Source organism: Streptomyces sp. NPDC058308 (genome assembly GCF_042880275.1).
Classification (GTDB): domain Bacteria; phylum Actinomycetota; class Actinomycetes; order Streptomycetales; family Streptomycetaceae; genus Streptomyces.
The window spans coordinates 353,924-371,944 of the sequence record NZ_JBHVZA010000001.1; the positions used below are offsets into that span (position 1 = coordinate 353,924).

Below are 18,021 nucleotides of genomic sequence, written 5' to 3' on the forward strand. Positions count from 1 at the left end.
GGGAGGGCGCGCGGCCGCGTCGGGTGCGGCTCGCGTCCCCGGCCTGTCGCGCCGCGCTCGTCGGCGCGCTCTTGGTCGCGCTCGTCGGCGCACTCTTGGTCGCGCTCATCGGCCTGCTCATCGCCGCGTTCTTCGCCGCGCTGCTAGCCGCACTCTTCGTCGCGTTCTTCGCCGCATCCGGCGTCCGGTTCATCGACATCGACTCATCGTCGCCACCGCCCGCCCTGGCCCGCTTCCGATAAAGTGCCAACCTGTGCCGAACATCCGCCACACCCCCGCGGCACCCACCGCCACCCGCACGCTGGCCCCTGGCGAGCACATCGACGCGCACCGCCACGACGACCACCAGATCGTCTACGCGGGCTCCGGCGTCGTAGCCGTCACTACCGACGCGGGCACCTGGTTCGCGCCGGGCACCCGTGCCATCTGGGTCCCCGCCGGATGCACGCACGCACACCGCGCTTACGGCCACCTCGCCCTGCATCTGGTCGGACTGCCCGCCACCACGAACCCGCTCGGACTGTCCGCCCCGACCGTCCTCGCCGTCGGCCCCCTGCTGCGCGAACTGATCCTGACCTGCACCCGGACCCCGCACGACGAGTCACCGGAGCGCCGCCGCCTGCGCGCCGTACTCCTCGACCAGCTGCGCGCTTCGCCGCAGGAGCCCGTGCAGTTGCCCGCGCCTTCGGACCCCCGCCTGGCCGCCGTCTGCGATCTGCTGCGCCGCGACCCCGCCGACCCGCGCGGACTGGCCGAGCTGGCCACCGCGGCGGGGGCGGGCGAACGCACCCTCAGCCGGCTCTTCCGGCGCGAACTCGGCATGACGTTCCCCCAGTGGCGCACCCAACTTCGCCTCTACCACGCGCTGCGCATGCTGGCCGACGGCGCACCGGTCACCACGGTCGCGCACCGCTGCGGATGGTCCTCCACCAGCGCGTTCATCGACGTGTTCCGCCGGGCCTACGGATACACCCCCGGCACCCACCACCGCCGCGACTGATCCTCGACACCCGGGCTCTCAACTCCCGTGCGCGCACGGACCCTTGGCAGCACCAGTGCCATGTGAAATATTACTGCCGTGCTCACGGGACACCCGTCCGGACCGCCGGACCTCTCGGACCTCTCGGCCCCTTCAGACCCCTCGTACCGCACGGACCGTTCCGACCTCGTCATCGTCGGGGCGGGCGTGGTCGGCGCGGCCTGCGCCTACTACGCCGCCCGCGCCGGACTCCACGTCACCGTCATCGACCGCGGCCCTGTCGCCGGCGGCACCACCGGAGCGGGCGAGGGCAACCTCCTCGTCTCCGACAAGGAGCCCGGACCGGAGCTCGAACTCGCCCTGCTTTCGGCCCGGTTGTGGCGGGAGCTCGCCGCCGAACTCCCCGCGCGCATCGAGTACGAGACGAAGGGCGGCCTGGTCGTCGCGTCCACCGAGCCGGGCCTCGCCGCTCTGCGCGACTTCGCCGCACGACAGACGGGCGCGGGCGTCGAGGCCGTCGAAGTCCCGGCCGACCGCCTCACCGACCTCGAACCGCACCTGGCACCCGGCCTCGCGGGCGGCTTCCACTACCCGCAGGACGCGCAGGTGCAGCCCGCCCTCGCCGCCGCCCATCTGCTGCGGGCGGCCGCCGACGCCGGACGCCTCACGCTGCGGCTCGGCGAGGAAGTGACCGGGTTCCTCACCGGCACGAGAGGCGAGGTGCGGGGCGTGCGGACACACCGGGGCGAGGCGCGGGCCCCGCACGTGCTCAACGCGGCGGGCACCTGGGGCGGTCAACTCGCCCGTGTGGCAGGCGTGGACCTGCCCGTACTCCCCCGGCGCGGCTTCGTCCTCGTCACCGAACCGCTGCCGCGCGTGGTGCGCCACAAGGTGTACTCCGCGGAGTACGTCGCCGACGTCGCGAGCGGCTCCGCGGCGCTGCAGACCTCCGCCGTGGTGGAGGGCACCCCGGCGGGCCCGGTACTGATCGGGGCGAGCCGGGAACGGGTGGGCTTCGACCGCACGCTGTCGGTCGAGGTCCTGCGGCGGCTCGGGGCCCAGGCCCTGCGGCTGTTCCCCGTACTCGCCGAGGTGCGGGCGATCCGCACGTACGCGGGGTTCCGCCCCTACCTCCCGGACCACCTCCCGGCGATCGGCCCCGACCCGCGCGTCCCCGGCCTGCTGCACGCCTGCGGCCACGAGGGCGCGGGCATCGGCCTCGCCCCGGCGACGGGGGCGCTCGTCGCCGCGATGCTGACCGGCCGCGAACCACCGTTGCCCGTACGGCCGTTCGCCCCTGACCGCTTCACACGGGAGGGCGCCGCACGATGAGATGCCGCCGAACCTCCGCCGTCCACAGCCCTGTCGTCTCCCCTACCGTCTGCGCCGCCACGCGCGCACCAGCCATGTCCGAGTCCGACGTCATGCGCGCGTCCACGCCCACGACCTCCTTCGAGAGGAGCCGGCCTCATGGCACGTGACGACCGGACCCCCGCCGATCTCGTGGGGGCCGCCACCGACGCCACCTTCCCGATCACCTTCGACGGGCGCCGAATCGACGCGCTGCCGGGCCAGTCCATCGCCGCCGTGCTCTGGTCCGCCGGAATCCTCGCCTGGCGGACCACCCGGAGCGGCGGGCGGCCACGAGGGGCGTTCTGCGGGATCGGCCAGTGCCACGACTGCCTCGCGACCGTCAACGGGCAGCCCAACCGGCGCGCCTGCCTGGTCACCGCCCGCCCCGGCGACAAGGTCACCACCCAGGAAGGAGACGGTCATGCCGGGCTCGGCATCTGAGGACCCACACGGGTCCTCGCCCAGGTCACCACAGAGGCCCAGGTCACCACAGAGGCCCGGGGCGCGCACCGGCCACGACGAGCGGTACGACGTCGTGGTGCTCGGTGCCGGACCGGCGGGTCTCGCCGGGGCCGTACGAGCGGCGGAACTCGGTCTGTCCGTAGCCCTGTTGGACTCGGCCGCGCAGCCGGGCGGACAGTTCTACCGGCACCCGGCCCCGGCCGCTCGCGCCACCCGCCCCGAGGCTCTTCACCACGACTGGCCGCTCTTCGCCGGCCTGCGCGACCGCTTGGCGGCGAGCGACGCCACCCTGCTCTTCGGCCACCACGTGTGGACGGTCACGCGCGAGGCCGAGGACCACTGGTCCGTCCACGCGCTCACCGGCGAGGACGGACAGGGCCAGAACCCCGTGGTCGTGCGCGCCCGTACCGTCCTCCTCGCCACCGGCTCGTACGAACGCCATCTCCCGTTCCCCGGCTGGACGTTGCCAGGGGTGGTGGGTGCGGGCGGCGCCCAGGCCATGCTCAAGTCCGGTCTCGCCCTGCCCGGCAGGCGCGTAGTCGTCGCGGGCAGCGGCCCCCTCCTGCTCGCCGTGGCCACGTCGCTCACCGCGGCCGGGGCGGAGGTGCCCGAACTGATCGAGGCCACCGGCTATCTCGGCTACGCCCGCCACCCGGGCGTACTGGCCGCCCAGCCAAGGAAGTTGGCTGAGGCCGCGCTCCACGGCACGGCATTACTGCGCCACAAGGTGCGCCTGCGCACCCGGCACGCGGTGACCGAGGCGCACGGTATGGATCGGGTGACGGCGGTGACCGTGTCCCGCCTCGACCGCGACTGGCGGCCGGTGCCGGGCTCGGGCCGCCGCATCGCCTGCGACGCGCTGGCCGTCGGCCACGGCCTGATCCCGCAGATCGACCTGGCGACCGGCCTGGGCTGCACCACCCGCCGCACGGCCGACGGTACGCACGCGCTGACCCTGGGGCCGCTGCAGGAGACATCCCTGCGCGGGATGTGGGCAGCAGGCGAGACCTCCGGCGTCGGCGGCGCGCGACTCGCCATCGCCGAGGGCGAGTTGGCAGCACTGGCCATCGCCGCTCGGCTGACCGGGCGACGCCCCGCCCCGGTCGCGCACCTGCGCACTCTGCGGCGTGGCCGCGACCGGATGCGCGCCTTCGCGGACGTCATGGCCGCCACGCACGCGCCGGGCCCCGGGTGGACGCGGTGGCTCTCCGACGACACGGATGTGTGCCGCTGCGAGGAAGTCCCCGCGGGCCGCGTCCGCGAGGCCGTCACGGAATACGGGGCCCGTGACGCACGCACCGTGAAGCTGCTCACCCGGGCGGGCATGGGCTGGTGCCAGGGCCGGATGTGCGGGTCGGCTGTGGCCTGCCTCGCCGCGTCCTCGACGCCACCTCCTCCCTCGCCCTCCCTCTCTTCCTCCTCTTCCTCCGACGACGCCTCCCGTCCCTGCCCCCCACAGACCATCGAGCCCCCGGATCGCCGCCCCCTGGCCGCCCCCGTACCGCTCGCCGCCCTCGCCGCACTCCCGGAATCACCAGAGTCCCCCCACCCTGACGCCGCCGACGCACCCAGCCCCTCCCGCCCCTCCAGCAATCCCACCACCCCGCCCCACCCAACAGAAGGGCAGCCCTCATGACCGCCGCCACGACCTCTGCCGCCTGGACCGCCGAACGCCCCTGGCGCGGCATCATGGTCGCCACCGCGCTCCCCCTGCACGAGGACCTGTCCGTCGACTACGACGCCTACGCCGAGCACGTCCGCCACCTCATCGGCAACGGCTGCGACGGCGTCGTCCCCAACGGCTCCCTCGGCGAGTACCAGACCCTCACCGACGACGAGCGCGCCCGCGTCGTCCGTACCGCCGTCGAGGCCGCGGGCGACGGGGCCCGCGTGATGCCCGGCGTGTCCGCGTACGGCAGCGCCGAGTCGCGCCGCTGGGCCGAGCAGGCCGCGGCGGAGGGCTGCGGCTCGGTGCTTCTGCTGCCGCCGAACGCCTACCGCGCCGACGAGCGTTCCGTACGCGACCACTACGCCGAGGCCGCCGAGGCCGGCCTGCCCGTGGTCGCCTACAACAACCCCCTCGACACCAGGATCGACCTGACACCGGACGTGCTGGCCCGACTGCACGGCGACGGCAGCGTCGTGGCCGTGAAGGAGTTCTCCGGGGACGTCCGCAGGGCGTACGAGATCGCCGAACTCGTTCCGGACCTCGACCTGTTGGCCGGAGCGGACGACGTCCTGCTCGAACTCGTCCTCGCGGGCGCGGTCGGCTGGGTCGCGGGCTACCCGAACGCCTTCCCCGCCGCCTGCGCGGAGCTCTACGCCGCCGCCCGCGCCCAGGACCTCGCCACGGCGCTGCCCCTCTACCGCTCGCTGCACCCGCTGCTGCGCCAGGACTCCAGGACGGAGTTCGTGCAGGCCATCAAGGTCTCGATGGACATCGTGGGCCGACGCGGGGGTCCGACCCGCCCGCCGCGCGCACCGCTGTCCGGCCCCACGGAGGCGTTCGTGCGGTCGGCCACCGAGAAGGCGATGGCGGCCGGCCACCGCTGAGCCCACGACCGCTGAGCCCATCACCCCTGAGGCCCATCACCCCTGAGGCCCACCGCCGCCGCGTCCACCGCCGCCGAGACTCACCGCCGCCGCACCGAGACCGACAACCGGAAGGGATCCATGCGCACCCGTCACGTCTTCCACGCCGTCGACTCGCACACCGAGGGCATGCCCACGCGTGTGATCACCGGGGGCGTCGGGGTGCTCCCCGGCGCCACCATGGCCGACCGCAGGCTCCACTTCATCGAGCACCTGGACCACCTGCGCACCCTGCTGATGTACGAGCCGCGCGGCCACTCGGCGATGAGCGGCGCGATCCTCCAGCCCCCGACCCGCCCCGACGCCGACTACGGGGTCCTCTACATCGAGGTCTCCGGGCTGCTTCCCATGTGCGGCCACGGCACCATCGGCGTGGCCACCGTTCTGGTCGAGACCGGCATGGTCCAGGTCGCCGAGCCGGTCACGACGGTCCGCCTGGACACTCCGGCGGGTCTGGTCTCCGTCGACGTGCGCGTGTCCGACGGCGCGGCCACCTCGGCCACTCTCACCAACGTCCCCGCGTTCTGCGTCGCGCTGGACCGCAAGGTGGAGGTGCCCGGGCACGGCACGGTCACGTACGACATGGCGTACGGCGGGAACTTCTACGCGTTCGTCCCGCTCGACGCCCTGGGGCTCCCGTTCGACCGGGCGCGCAAGGACGACCTGCTCGCGGCGGGCCTCGCCGTCATGGACGCGATCAACGCGTCGCCGGACCGTCCGACGCACCCCGAGCAGCCGGAGATCACCGGGGTCAAGCACGTCTATCTGGCCGCCCCGGGGTCGGACGCCCGCCGTTCGCGGCACGCGATGGCGATCCACCCGGGCTGGTTCGACCGCTCGCCGTGCGGGACGGGCACGTCGGCGCGGATGGCACAGCTGCACGCCCGCGGCGAACTCCCGCTGGACCGTGACTTCGTGAACGAGTCGTTCATCGGCACGGAGTTCACCGGGCGGCTGATCGCGGAGACGGAGGTGGCGGGTCTGCCCGCGGTCGTCCCCCTGATCACCGGCCGTGCCTGGATCACGGGCACGGCCCAGTACTTCCTGGACCCAGACGATCCCTTCCCCGCGGGCTTCCTCCTCTGAGCCCCGCGCCATCGCCCCGACGCCGCCGCAAGGTCCTCGCTCCGTCCCCAACTGGCAACGTGACATTGTACTTTGGTGATCCGCGCGGGCACGGGTACCACGGGCACGGGTACCACGGGCGCGGGAACCACCGGAGGGGACACCATGGGGCACCTGAAGCAGAAGAACCTCATCACCACCAGGGAGCGACTGCGCGACCAGGTCGGCCACGCCCTGCGAGCCGCCCTGATCTCCGGCGAACTGCGCCCCGGCGAGATCTACTCCGCGCCCGGCCTCGCCGAGGACTTCGGCATCTCGGCGACGCCGGTCCGCGAGGCGATGCTCGACCTGGCCCGGGAAGGCTTGGTCGAGCCCGTCCGCAACAAGGGCTTCCGGGTCACCGAGGTGAATGAGCGCGACCTCGATCAGTACACGGAGATCCGCAGCCTGATCGAGGTCCCCATGATCGGCCGGATCACCCGCACCGCGGCCCGGGAGGATCTGGAGGTGCTGCGTCCGGTCGCCGAGGAGATCGTCCGCGCCGCCCGCGACCACGACCTCATCGGCTACCTGGAGGCCGACCGCCGCTTCCACCTCTCGCTCCTCGCCCTGTCGGGCAACGACCGGCTGGTCGAGACGGTCGGCGATCTCCGCAAGCGCTCCCGCCTCTACGGCCTGACGACCCTGGACGAACGTGATCAGCTGACCCCGTCGGCCGAGGAGCACATCGAACTCCTCGACCTGATGCTGTCCGGCGACGCGAAGGCCGCGGAGCGATGCATGGCGCGACACCTGGGACACGTGCGCTCCCTGTGGGCCGAGGGCCGGACCCCGCCCCCACGCGACGCACGGGTCCCCGCCGCCCCGCGCACCCGTGCCACAACGCAAAAGAACCCCAGATGAACTGGGGTTCCTGCTGGTGTCCGAGGGGGGACTTGAACCCCCACGCCCGATAAAGGGCACTAGCACCTCAAGCTAGCGCGTCTGCCATTCCGCCACCCGGACAAGGTGTCTGCCGCTCGGGGTGTTCCCCGCGGCGACATGGACAACAATACCAAGGTTTCGGAGTGCCTTTCACCTGCGTATCCGCCCGCAGACCGCGAGATGCACGGTGGCCAGCGCGAGCGCGCCTAGAGTCTCACCATGAGTGACGGGTTGATTACCGGTGCCACCGGGGCGCTCGGCGACATGAAGCGGCGCCGCCCCCGGATGTTGTCCCCGCTGCGCGAGCACCTGCGGGACACCATGTGGTTCGCGCCGACCGCGGGGCTGCTGGGAGCCATGCTCCTGTGGTGGGCCGCGTCGGAGCTGGACGCGGAGATCGTCGCGACGCTGCGGGACGACGGCGACTACGACGCGATCAAGGACCTGATGGGCATCGCCGACGACGCCAAGGCGGTGATCAGCACCATCGGCAGCGCCATGATGACCTTCATCGGTGTCGTCTTCAGCATTTCGCTGGTCGCCGTGCAGATGGCCAGCGGCCAGTTCAGCCCACGCGTAGTGCGGCTGTATGTCCGGTCCCGCATCACCAAGATCACGCTCACCGTGTTCATGGCGACGTTCCTCTTCTCCCTGCTGACCCTCACATCGTTCGACAGCGAGCACGACGCCCGGCTCCTGACGAGCGTCCCGCTGATCGAGGCGGTACTTGCGATGGCGATGGTGCTGCTGAGTCTGCTGTTGTTCGTGGCGTACGTGAACGGAACGGTCCGGATGATGCGGATCGGCTTCGTGATCGACAGGATCGCGCACGAATCGTTCCGGGTCGCTGTGAAACAGCCCACAGAGCTGCCGGTCGACACCGGGCAGCTCGGGCCGGAGACCGCCCGGGTCACGCATCAGGGCAGGGCCGGGGTGCTGCGGGACGTGAACATCGCACGGGCCGTGCGGGCGGCCCGGCGCCAGGGAGTCGTCCTGCGGCTGATCCCGCGGATCGGCGACTTCGTGGTGCCGGGGACACCCGTCTTCACGGTTCACGGCGGCGCCGCGCCCTCGCGCCGGGCGCTCGGCTACACCGTGTACGTGGGCGTGGAGCGGACCTTCCACCAGGACCTCGGCTTCGGCCTGCGGCAGTTGTCCGACATCGCGCTGCGGGCCCTGTCCCCCGCGGTGAACGACCCGACGACCGCCGTGCAGGCGCTGGACCGCATCGTGCAGTTCCTGGCCTCGATCGCCCCCTATCCGCTGGGCGCGCTCGGCCACCGTGACGGGCGCGGGGCGCTGCGGCTCGTCCAGTCGGTGCCGGACTGGACCGCTCTGGTCGATCTGGGGTTCGCCGAGATCAGAGGGTGTGCGCTCGGTAGTCCTCAGGTGACCAGGCGCATGCTGGCCGGTCTCGACGATCTGCTGCTGCTCGCTCCCGCGGAACGGCGCGAACCGCTGCTGCGGCACCGGGAGCTCCTCGCGCAGGCGGTGGAGCGCTCGGTGCCGGAAGCGGCGGACCGCGCGTTCGCGCTGACACCGGACCGACAGGGAATCGGCTGACGCCCGCGGGTTCCGCACCGCGTGTAGGCAGTCGCGTCAGTCGGCCGTCACACCATGCGGTGGCGGCTCGGGAAATTTCCCGGTTGCGGCTCCTCTTCCGCCGAACCGCGGGTGACGGCACGCACCAGCAGCTCGCCGCCCACGAACGCATCGCGCCAGGACCCGCCGAACCCACCGAACAGCTCCTCCCGGTCACCGCGCGAGCGCGGCTTGCCACGGCCGGTCTTGAAGGCGCGGATCTGGGGTGCGAGGCGTTCGTACGTGTCGGGGTCGTCGGTGGAGAGCGTGGCGACGAGCGCGCCGTTCGACGCGTTCATGGCGGCGAGCAGCTCCGCCTCGGTGTCGACCAGGACGACCGTGTCGACGGGGCCGAACGGCTCCGCGTGGTGCAGCGGTGAGGACGGCGGCGGGTTGAGGAGGGTGACGGGGTGGAGGTACGCGTCCGTGTCCTGGCCCGGCAGGAAGCGTCCCGCGGCAGGCGCGCCGCGGTACAGCGGGACGGCGCCCCGGTCGACGGCCTCGGCGACCTGGTCCGCGAGCTCCTTGGCCTTGGCCGCGTTGATCAGCGGTCCGAAGTCGAGCTCGGGGAACGGGTCTTCGGGGTGCGCGACGGCGAGCGGATGCCCGACGCGTACGGTACGGACCGCCGGGAGGTAGGCGGCGAGGAACTCGTCGAAGAGAGAGCGCTGGACGACGAAGCGCGGGTACGCGGTGCAGCGCTGCTTACCGTAGTCGAAGAGCTTTGGGACGAGCGCGGCGAGCGCGTCCCAGTCGCTGTGGTTCCAGATGCCCCAGGTGTTCAGTCCTTCCTGTTCGAGGATGTGCCGCTTGCCGAGGTCGGCTACTGCCGTGGCCACCGCTGCGCCCGTGCCACAGCCGCCGACGAAGGAGACGCAGCCGATCTCGGGCGCGCACGAGAGCTTCGGACAGCTCCCCGCCGCTGCCGCTGACGAGGGTGACGGGAAGCCCCTCGCGGGCGGCGAGTGCGCAGGCCATGGTGAGGCAGGCGACGCCGCCGTCGGTCGGGGTCTTGGCGATGACCGCGTTCCCTGCCAGTGCCTGTACCAGCATGGTGTGAACGAGCACGCTCATCGGGTAGTTCCAGCTCGCGATGTTGGATATCGGGCCGTCCAGCGGGGCCCTGCCGTCGACCATCGGCTCGATGCCGTCGACGTACCAGCGCACGCCGTCGATGGCCCGGTCGACATCTGCCGTGGCCACGCGCCAGGGCTTGCCGATCTCCCAGACGAGCAGCAGCGCGAGCAACTCCCGGTGCCGAGTGAGGGAATCGAGTGTCGCGGCGACGCGGGCGCGCCTCCCGGTCAGGGGGATATGGCGCCAGGCGCGGTGCTGGTCGAGCGCGGCACGCACGGCCCGGCGGGCGGTGGTGGCGTCGAGCCGGGGTGGGCCCGCGACAGGGGTGCCGTCAACGGGGCTGGTGGCCGGCAGGGTCCGTCCGTCGGCCTGCCACGTGCCGTTCCACAGGTTCAGGACACGGTCGTCGCGGAAGGCCTGGGGGGCGACGGCGAGGCAGCGGTGCCAGGCGTCGGCCCAGGCGGTTCCTGCCTTGGGGACGATCGCGTCAGGGGTGGCGCGCAGGTCGGGGACGGTGCTCAGGGGTGTCATCCGGTTGTCTCCGCTCACGGTGCACGGTCGGGGCGGGGAGGGGCATCAGAGGAGGTCGAGCACGAGCCGTGCCGTCTCGGTGGAGGTGTCGCCCACGCGTACGCCGACGGCCTCCAGGGCCGCCTTCTTGGCGTGCGCGGTGCCCGAGGAACCGGAGACGATCGCGCCGGCGTGGCCCATCGTCTTGCCTTCGGGGGCGGTGAATCCGGCGATGTAGGCCACGACGGGCTTGGTGACGGACGTCTTGATGTACGCGGCGGCACGTTCCTCGGCGTCGCCGCCGATCTCGCCGATGAGAACGATGAATTCGGTGCCGGAGTCGTCCTCGAAGGCGCCCAGACAATCGATGTGGGTGGTGCCGACGACGGGGTCGCCCCCGATGCCCACACAGGTGGAGAAGCCGATGTCGCGCAGCTCGTACATGAGCTGGTAGGTGAGCGTGCCGGACTTCGAGACCAGGCCGACGCGGCCCGGCTTGGTGATGTCGGCGGGGATGATGCCCGCGTTGGACTGTCCGGGGGTGACCAGGCCGGGGCAGTTGGGGCCGATGACGCGGGTGCCGCGCTCCTTCGCGTAGGAGAGGAAGCCGACGGAGTCGTGGACGGGGACGCCTTCGGTGATGAGGATGACGGTCAGCCCGTCCGCCATGACGTCGGCGGAGGCGCCGCCTCCGATGTCGAGGAAGTTGGCGGGCCGGGCGCCGCAGCCCGCGACCACGTCGAGCGTCGACATGACGAGTCCGGCACCGTTGCCGATGACGCCGACCTCACCGTCGAGCTTCACGTAGTTGAGGCCCTTGGCGGCGGCTGCCGCTTCCAGTTCCTCGTCGTGCGTCTCCTGATCGGCGCCCCACCGTCCCTGACGGAACCGGGCGTTGTCGTCGAGTGTGACCTTTCCGTCCAAGGCGACGATCTACCCCTGGGCGGTGCGGACGAGCGGGTTGACCTCGACGAGGAGGGCATCCTCGCGGACCAGCACGCTCCAGAGTCTGACCAGCGTGTCGGCCGTTTCGGGCGGGAGGCCCGCGGCGGCGGCGATATCGGCGGCCTTCGCCCGTGTGGCCCCTTCCGCCGGGGCGATCGGGAGACGTGCCACCGCTTCGGGGCGGCTCGCCGCGACGTCCTCGATGTCCATGCCGCCCTCGGCGGAGGCGATCGCGAGGAAGCATCCGGCCGTGCGGTCCAGCACATAGGAGACGTAGAACTCGACTGCGATCTCGACGGGTTGGGCCTTCATCACCGCGCGCACGGTGTGGCCCTTGATGTCCACGCCGAGGATCTGACGTGCCGCTACCTCGGCACGCGGCACCAAGATGCCGTGCTCTTCGAAGAGTTGCCTTGCCAGGTGCTCGAAAAGATCCATTTCGGCTCCTGACCACTGTGTCTGTCCGGATGCGGCCCCCAGACCCCCGAAAACTGCCGCACGCCCCCTGGACACCACCCGCCAAATGCGGGATAACAAGCTTCATACAGTATTCGTCGACTGTATGCAATCTACTGGGAGGGCGCCCCGAGAGCTGCGAGCGCACTCCAACTCCCCTACGAAGGGACAGGACTTCGCCATGCCCGACGACAACAGCCAGAACGACATCTCCGGTGGACATCTGGTCGCCAAGGCACTCAAAGCGGAGGGCGTGGAGGTCATCTACACCCTCTGCGGCGGCCACATCATCGACATCTATGACGGCTGCGTCGACGAGGGCATCGATGTCGTCGACGTGCGCCACGAGCAGGTCGCCGCCCACGCGGCCGACGGCTACGCCCGCATCACGGGCAAGCCGGGCTGTGCGGTGGTGACCGCGGGCCCCGGCACGACCGATGCCGTCACCGGCGTCGCGAACGCCTTCCGTGCGGAGTCCCCCATGCTCCTGATCGGCGGCCAAGGGGCCCACACACAGCACAAGATGGGCTCGCTCCAGGACCTGCCGCACGTCGACATGATGACGCCGATCACCAAGTTCGCCGCGACGGTGCCCGACACGGCGCGTGCGGCCGACATGGTGTCCATGGCGTTCCGCGAGTGCTACCACGGCGCACCGGGCCCCTCCTTCCTGGAGATCCCCCGCGATGTGCTCGACGCCAAGGTGCCGGCCGACAGGGCACGGGTCCCCGAGGCCGGCCGATACCGCGCCTCGACCCGCTCGGCCGGCGACCCCGAAGCCGTCGAGAAACTCGCCGACCTCCTCGTCCACGCGGAGAAGCCCGCGATCCTGCTCGGCAGCCAGGTCTGGACGACCCGAGGCACCGAGGCTGCCGTCGAGCTCGTGCGCGCCCTCAACGTGCCCGCCTACATGAACGGCGCGGGCCGCGGCACGCTCCCGCCCGGAGACCCGCACCACTTCCAGCTCTCGCGGCGCTACGCCTTCTCCAACGCCGACCTCATCGTCATCGTGGGCACGCCCTTCGACTTCCGCATGGGATACGGAAAGCGGCTCTCACCGAACGCCACCGTCGTCCAGATCGACCTCGACTACCGCACCGTCGGCAAGAACCGCGACATCGACCTCGGCATCGTCGGAGACGCCGGACTCATCCTCAAGTCGGTCACCGAGGCCGCCTCCGGACACGCATTCCCTGGATACGGCAACGGCGGCGCCGCCCGACGCAAGGAGTGGATCGACGAGCTGCGCGCCGCCGAGCAGAGCGCGATCGAGAAGCGCCTGCCGAGCCTGAAGTCCGACGCCTCCCCCATCCACCCATACCGACTCGTGAGCGAAATCAACGACTTCCTTACCGAAGACTCCGTCTACATCGGCGACGGCGGCGACATCGTCACCTTCTCGGGCCAGGTCGTTCAGCCCAGGTCTCCGGGCCACTGGATGGACCCGGGCCCCCTCGGCACACTCGGCGTGGGCATCCCCTTCGTGCTCGCTGCCAAGCAGGCCCGGCCCGACAAGGAAGTGGTGGCCCTCTTCGGAGACGGCGCCTTCAGTCTCACCGGTTGGGACTTCGAAACGCTGGTGCGCTACGACCTTCCCTTCGTCGGGATCGTCGGCAACAACTCCTCGATGAACCAGATCCGTTACGGCCAGAAGGCCAAGTACGGGCAGGAGCGCGAGCGCGTCGGCAACACCCTGGGCGATGTCCCCTACGACCAGTTCGCCCGGATGCTCGGCGGGCACGGCGAAGAGGTCCGCGACCCCGCCGACATCGCCCCCGCGCTGCGCCGCGCCCGCGAGTCCGGCAAGCCCTCGCTGATCAACGTGTGGGTCGACCCCGACGCGTACGCCCCCGGAACCATGAACCAGACCATGTACAAGTGAGGAGCCCCGACGGCCATGAGCAAGGCTCTTGAAGGCATTCGCGTCCTCGACATGACGCACGTCCAGTCCGGCCCCTCGGCCACCCAGCTGCTCGCCTGGCTCGGCGCGGACGTGGTGAAGGTGGAAGCACCCTCCGGGGACATCACGCGCAAACAGCTGCGCGACCTGCCCGACGTCGACTCGCTGTACTTCACGATGCTCAACTGCAACAAGCGGAGCATCACCCTCAACACCAAGACCGAGCGCGGCAAGGAGCTCCTGACGGAACTGATCCGGCGATCCGATGTGATGGTGGAGAACTTCGGGCCCGGCGCCGTGGACCGCATGGGCTTCACCTGGGACCGCATCCGGGAGATCAATCCGCGCATCGTCTACGCCTCGATCAAGGGCTTCGGAGACGGCCCCTACACCAACTTCAAGGCCTACGAAGTGGTCGCCCAGGCCATGGGCGGCGCCATGTCGACCACCGGCTTCGAGGAAGGCCCGCCCCTCGCCACGGGCGCCCAGATCGGGGACTCCGGAACCGGCATCCACGCCGTCGCGGGCATCCTCGCCGCTCTCTTCCAACGGGAGAACACCGGTCGGGGCCAGCGCGTGAACGTGGCGATGCAGCACGCCGTGCTGAACCTGTGCCGCGTCAAGCTCCGCGACCAGCAGCGGCTGGCGCACGGGCCGCTCGCGGAGTACCCCAACGAGGACTTCGGGGACGACGTCCCGCGCTCCGGCAACGCGTCCGGCGGGGGCCAGCCCGGGTGGGCCGTCAGGTGCGCGCCCGGCGGCCCGAACGACTATGTGTACGTCGTCGTGCAGCCCGTGGGCTGGCAGCCGATCACGGAGCTCATCGGACGCCCGGAGCTTGCCGACGACCCCGACTGGGCGACTCCGGAGGCGCGGCTCCCCAAGCTCGGCAAGATGTTCCAGCTCATCGAGGAGTGGTCCTCGACGCTGCCGAAGTGGGACGTCCTGGAACAGCTCAACGCCCACAACATCCCCTGCGGCCCGATCCTCTCCACCAAGGAGATCATCGAGGACGCCTCCCTCGTGGCCAACGAGATGGTGGTCGAGGTCCCGCACCCCGAGCGCGGGAGCTTCACCACCGTCGGCTCCCCGCTCAAACTCTCCGACTCCCCCGTGGACATGGTCAGTTCGCCGCTGCTCGGAGAGCACAACGAAGAGGTGTTCGGCGAGCTCGGCCTCGGCGACGAGGAATTGCGCCTGCTCAAGTCGGACGGGGTGATCTGAGTGAGGGCCGAAGACCGACTGCGGACGGTGCGCGCCCTCCTGGACGCGGTGCGCGCCGAGGGCCGTACGGCGCTCACCGCCCCCGAGGGCAAGGTACTCGCGGACGCCTACGGAATCGCCGTACCGGGCGAGGAACTCGCCACCGACGTCGACGAGGCCGTGTCCCACGCGGCCCGGTTCGACGGACCGGTCGTCATGAAAATCGTCTCTCCGGACATCCTGCACAAGACCGACGCGGGGGGCGTGGTGGTCGGCGTGGAGGGCTCCGCCGACGTACGGACGGCCTTCCACCGGATCGTGGCGAACGCCCGCGCGTACGCCCCCCGGGCCCGCATCGCGGGCGTCCAGATCCAGGAGCTGCTTCCGGGCGGCCCCTCGGCCCAGGAAGTCATCGTCGGAGCGGTGACCGACCCGACATTCGGCAAGATCGTCGCGTTCGGGCTCGGCGGTGTGCTCGTGGAGGTCCTGGGGGACGTCACGTTCCGCCTGGCGCCCGTGGACGCCGACGAGGCCGCTTCGATGCTCGACTCGATCAGGGCCGCGGAAATCCTGCGTGGGGTGCGCGGTGCGGAGCCGGTGGACAGACGAGCCCTCGCGGAGCAGATCCGCCGGGTCTCCGAGCTGGTCACCGACTTTCCGGAGATCGCCGAGGTCGACCTCAACCCGGTCATCGCCACACCCCGGAGCGCGCTCGCGGCGGACATCCGGATCATCCTCTCCGAAGACGCCCCCAAGCCACGGCGCACCTACACACGCGTGCAGATACTCGCCTCCATGCGCCGGCTCATGCAGCCGCGCTCGGTCGCCGTCATAGGCGCCTCCAACGAGCCGGGAAAGATCGGCAATTCGGTGATGCGCAACCTCATCGACGGCGGCTTCTCCGGAGAGATCCATCCGGTGAACCCCAAGGCCGATGACATCCTGGGCCGCAAGGCGTACAAGAGTGTCACGGACGTTCCCGGCGAGGTGGATGTGGCGGTCTTCGCGGTCCCCGCCAGGTTCGTCGCGTCGGCCCTGAAGGAGGTGGGCCGCAAGGGCATACCCAACGCGGTCCTCATCCCCTCCGGGTTCGCGGAGACCGGCGAACACGCCCTCCAGGACGAGATCGTGGCCATCGGCGAACGGCACGGCGTGCGCCTCCTCGGTCCCAACATCTACGGCTACTACTCGACGTGGCAGGACCTCTGCGCCACGTTCTGCACCCCGTACGACGTGAAGGGCCCCGTCGCCCTGACGAGCCAGTCGGGCGGCATCGGGATGGCCATCCTCGGCTTCGCACGCACTACGAAGACGGGTGTTTCCGCGATCGTCGGCCTCGGCAACAAGTCGGACCTGGACGAGGACGACCTTCTGACCTGGTTCGGCGAGGACCCCAACACCCAGTGCATCGCCATGCACCTGGAGGACCTCAAGGACGGCCGGGCCTTCGTGGAAGCCGCACGGGCGACCGTGCCCAAGAAGCCCGTCGTGGTCCTGAAGGCCGGGCGCACCGCGGCGGGCGCCAAGGCCGCCGGGTCCCACACAGGCGCGCTCGCGGGCAACGACGCCGTGTACGACGACATCCTCCGGCAGGCAGGGGTGATCCGTGCGCCCGGGCTCAACGAAATGCTCGAGTACGCGCGCGCGTTGCCGGTCCTGCCCACTCCCAAGGGCGACGACATCGTCATCATCACGGGCGCCGGCGGCTCGGGCGTGCTGCTCTCGGACGCCGTCACCGACAACGGTCTGAAGCTGATGGACATCCCCGATGACCTGGACGCGGCCTTCAAGGCGTTCATCCCGCCCTTCGGGGCCGCGGGCAACCCCGTGGACATCACCGGTGGCGAGCCTCCCTCGACGTACGAGGCGACCATCAGGCTCGGCCTGGAGGACCCGCGCATCCACGCCCTCGTGCTCGGCTACTGGCACACGATCGTCACCCCTCCCATGGTCTTCGCCGAACTGACGGCGCGCGTGGTCGCGGAGCTCCGTGCCCGCGGCGTCGAGAAGCCCGTGGTGGCGTCACTGGCGGGCGATGTCGAGGTGGAGGAGGCCTGTCAGTACCTCTTCGAGCGCGGGGTCGTGGCATACCCCTACACGACCGAGAAGCCGGTCGCCGCGCTCGGCGCGAAGTACCGCTGGGCGCGGGCGGCCGGGCTGCTGGGGGGCGGTCGATGAGGTGACCGGTTCGGGGCCGGCCCGCAGGGCGCGCCGGCCGGCCCCGGATCCCGTGCGCACACGGAAGGGATGGGACAGGGGGCGCTGGCCAGGATCTTTCCGACGCAAGGGGTGCTGAGCGAGATGACGACGACTGACATACCAACGACCGTCCCGTACAGGGAGGTGAGGGACGCCAACGGCCGGATGTACCGGGTCGGCGAGACCGACATCGACATCATGGGGCGCAAGCGCAAGTGGATGGTCATCCTGCCGTGGGTGGGCATGATGGGCATCAGCTCGGCCGAGTACGCTTTCGCCTCCGCCGAGGACACTTTGCACACCGCTCACCAGTGGAGCGGCCGGCACATCTTCTGGATGCTGGGCGTCTGGGTGTTCTTCCAGGCCGCGGTGGCCTTCCCGGCCGGCAAGCTCCGCGAGAGCGGAAAGCTCCCCGCACGCTGGGCGATGAGGCTCGGTGCACTCGGCACGCTTCTGGGCTATCTGTCACTGGCTTTCGCGCCGTACGTGGTCGTCGCCTATATCGGTTTCGGCATGTTCAGCGGTATCGGTGCCGGCATGGTCTACGCGACCTGCGTGAACATGGTCGGCAAGTGGTATCCGGAGAGGAAGGGCGGCAAGACCGGGTTCGTCAACGGCGGATTCGCCTACGGCTCGGTGCCGTTCATCTTTCTCTTCACCGACTATATGGACCTCACGAATTTCCGCTGGGTCCTGGTGTCCGTCGGCCTTCTCCTCGCGACGATGGTCGCCACGGCCGGCCATTTCTTCCAGGATCCGCCGAAGAACTGGGGCC

14 protein-coding genes, 1 tRNA gene and 2 pseudogenes are annotated in these 18,021 nt (G+C 70.8%); 13 read left to right on the plus strand and 4 right to left on the minus strand.

What is annotated here, in order from left to right; all coding sequences use genetic code 11:
* Positions 1–95 precede the first annotated feature (95 nt).
* The 8 genes from ACFVYL_RS01265 (at position 96) to ACFVYL_RS01300 (ending at position 7,354) form a co-directional block, all read left to right on the plus strand.
* The gene (locus ACFVYL_RS01265; RefSeq protein WP_389712202.1) at positions 96–242 is read left to right on the plus strand and encodes a hypothetical protein; all 147 of its coding nucleotides are present in this window, start codon (positions 96–98) and stop codon (positions 240–242) included.
* An 11-nt stretch (positions 243–253) separates the two neighbouring features.
* The gene (locus tag ACFVYL_RS01270; RefSeq protein ID WP_389712203.1) at positions 254–1,000 is read left to right on the plus strand and encodes a helix-turn-helix domain-containing protein; all 747 of its coding nucleotides are present in this window, start codon (positions 254–256) and stop codon (positions 998–1,000) included.
* A 171-nt stretch (positions 1,001–1,171) separates the two neighbouring features.
* Positions 1,172–2,311: an NAD(P)/FAD-dependent oxidoreductase gene (locus ACFVYL_RS01275; protein WP_389712443.1), complete on the plus strand. Its 1,140-nt coding sequence runs from the start codon at positions 1,172–1,174 to the stop codon at positions 2,309–2,311.
* 138 nt (positions 2,312–2,449) lie between these two features.
* The gene (locus ACFVYL_RS01280) at positions 2,450–2,773 is read left to right on the plus strand and encodes a (2Fe-2S)-binding protein (RefSeq protein ID WP_389712204.1); all 324 of its coding nucleotides are present in this window, start codon (positions 2,450–2,452) and stop codon (positions 2,771–2,773) included.
* Positions 2,754–4,430, plus strand: coding sequence for an FAD-dependent oxidoreductase (locus tag ACFVYL_RS01285; protein ID WP_389712205.1), 1,677 nt, complete (start codon positions 2,754–2,756; stop codon positions 4,428–4,430). The genes ACFVYL_RS01280 and ACFVYL_RS01285 overlap by 20 nt, the downstream gene beginning before the upstream one ends.
* The gene (locus ACFVYL_RS01290) at positions 4,427–5,347 is read left to right on the plus strand and encodes a dihydrodipicolinate synthase family protein (RefSeq protein WP_389712206.1); all 921 of its coding nucleotides are present in this window, start codon (positions 4,427–4,429) and stop codon (positions 5,345–5,347) included. Before ACFVYL_RS01285 ends, ACFVYL_RS01290 begins: the two co-directional genes overlap by 4 nt.
* 120 nt (positions 5,348–5,467) lie before the next feature.
* Positions 5,468–6,472, plus strand: coding sequence for a proline racemase family protein (locus ACFVYL_RS01295; RefSeq protein WP_389712207.1), 1,005 nt, complete (start codon positions 5,468–5,470; stop codon positions 6,470–6,472).
* A gap of 144 nt (positions 6,473–6,616) precedes the next feature.
* Positions 6,617–7,354 (plus strand): GntR family transcriptional regulator, encoded by a 738-nt coding sequence (locus tag ACFVYL_RS01300; RefSeq protein WP_389712208.1) that lies wholly within the window; start codon positions 6,617–6,619, stop codon positions 7,352–7,354.
* Positions 7,355–7,368: 14 nt separating this feature from the next.
* On the opposite strand, the gene ACFVYL_RS01305 is transcribed toward ACFVYL_RS01300, so the two are convergent.
* A tRNA-Leu gene (locus ACFVYL_RS01305) sits at positions 7,369–7,456 on the minus strand.
* 138 nt (positions 7,457–7,594) lie between these two features.
* Here ACFVYL_RS01305 and ACFVYL_RS01310 point away from each other — a divergent pair.
* Positions 7,595–8,938 carry a DUF2254 domain-containing protein gene (locus ACFVYL_RS01310; protein ID WP_389712209.1) on the plus strand — a complete coding sequence of 448 codons (1,344 nt, stop codon included), beginning with the start codon at positions 7,595–7,597 and terminating at the stop codon, positions 8,936–8,938.
* A 47-nt stretch (positions 8,939–8,985) separates the two neighbouring features.
* On the opposite strand, the pseudogene ACFVYL_RS01315 reads toward ACFVYL_RS01310, so the two are convergent.
* The 3 genes and pseudogenes from ACFVYL_RS01315 to ACFVYL_RS01325 form a co-directional block, all read right to left on the minus strand.
* Positions 8,986–10,564, minus strand: a pseudogene (locus ACFVYL_RS01315) (aldehyde dehydrogenase family protein).
* 45 nt (positions 10,565–10,609) lie between these two features.
* Positions 10,610–11,467: a succinate--CoA ligase subunit alpha gene (locus tag ACFVYL_RS01320; RefSeq protein ID WP_389712210.1), complete on the minus strand. Its 858-nt coding sequence runs from the start codon at positions 11,465–11,467 to the stop codon at positions 10,610–10,612.
* A gap of 9 nt (positions 11,468–11,476) precedes the next feature.
* Complete coding sequence (locus tag ACFVYL_RS01325; RefSeq protein ID WP_389712211.1) at positions 11,477–11,926, minus strand: ATP-grasp domain-containing protein; 450 nt, start codon at positions 11,924–11,926, stop codon at positions 11,477–11,479.
* Between the two features lie 199 nt (positions 11,927–12,125).
* Here ACFVYL_RS01325 and ACFVYL_RS01330 point away from each other — a divergent pair, with 199 nt between their 5' ends.
* From ACFVYL_RS01330 to ACFVYL_RS01345, 4 genes and pseudogenes are all read left to right on the plus strand, one after another.
* On the plus strand, positions 12,126–13,826 hold the full coding sequence (locus ACFVYL_RS01330; protein ID WP_389712212.1) for a thiamine pyrophosphate-binding protein: 1,701 nt from the start codon (positions 12,126–12,128) through the stop codon (positions 13,824–13,826).
* A 15-nt stretch (positions 13,827–13,841) separates the two neighbouring features.
* Positions 13,842–15,068, plus strand: coding sequence for a formyl-CoA transferase (gene frc, locus ACFVYL_RS01335; protein WP_389712213.1), 1,227 nt, complete (start codon positions 13,842–13,844; stop codon positions 15,066–15,068).
* A complete protein-coding gene (locus tag ACFVYL_RS01340) occupies positions 15,069–17,225 on the plus strand; it encodes an acetate--CoA ligase family protein (RefSeq protein WP_389712214.1) in 2,157 nt (718 codons plus the stop codon).
* Positions 17,226–17,348: 123 nt separating this feature from the next.
* Positions 17,349–18,017: pseudogene (locus ACFVYL_RS01345) on the plus strand (MFS transporter); the annotation flags it as partial.
* Positions 18,018–18,021 lie beyond the last annotated feature (4 nt).

Coding starts and splice junctions, on each gene's coding strand:
- frc (WP_389712213.1), top strand. CDS start 13,842: ATGAGCAAGGCTCTTGAAGGCATTCGCGTCCTCGACATGACGCACGTC.
- ACFVYL_RS01300 (WP_389712208.1), top strand. CDS start 6,617: ATGGGGCACCTGAAGCAGAAGAACCTCATCACCACCAGGGAGCGACTG.
- ACFVYL_RS01310 (WP_389712209.1), top strand. CDS start 7,595: ATGAGTGACGGGTTGATTACCGGTGCCACCGGGGCGCTCGGCGACATG.
- ACFVYL_RS01285 (WP_389712205.1), top strand. CDS start 2,754: ATGCCGGGCTCGGCATCTGAGGACCCACACGGGTCCTCGCCCAGGTCA.
- ACFVYL_RS01295 (WP_389712207.1), top strand. CDS start 5,468: ATGCGCACCCGTCACGTCTTCCACGCCGTCGACTCGCACACCGAGGGC.
- ACFVYL_RS01290 (WP_389712206.1), top strand. CDS start 4,427: ATGACCGCCGCCACGACCTCTGCCGCCTGGACCGCCGAACGCCCCTGG.
- ACFVYL_RS01280 (WP_389712204.1), top strand. CDS start 2,450: ATGGCACGTGACGACCGGACCCCCGCCGATCTCGTGGGGGCCGCCACC.
- ACFVYL_RS01330 (WP_389712212.1), top strand. CDS start 12,126: ATGCCCGACGACAACAGCCAGAACGACATCTCCGGTGGACATCTGGTC.
- ACFVYL_RS01325 (WP_389712211.1), bottom strand. CDS start 11,926: ATGGATCTTTTCGAGCACCTGGCAAGGCAACTCTTCGAAGAGCACGGC.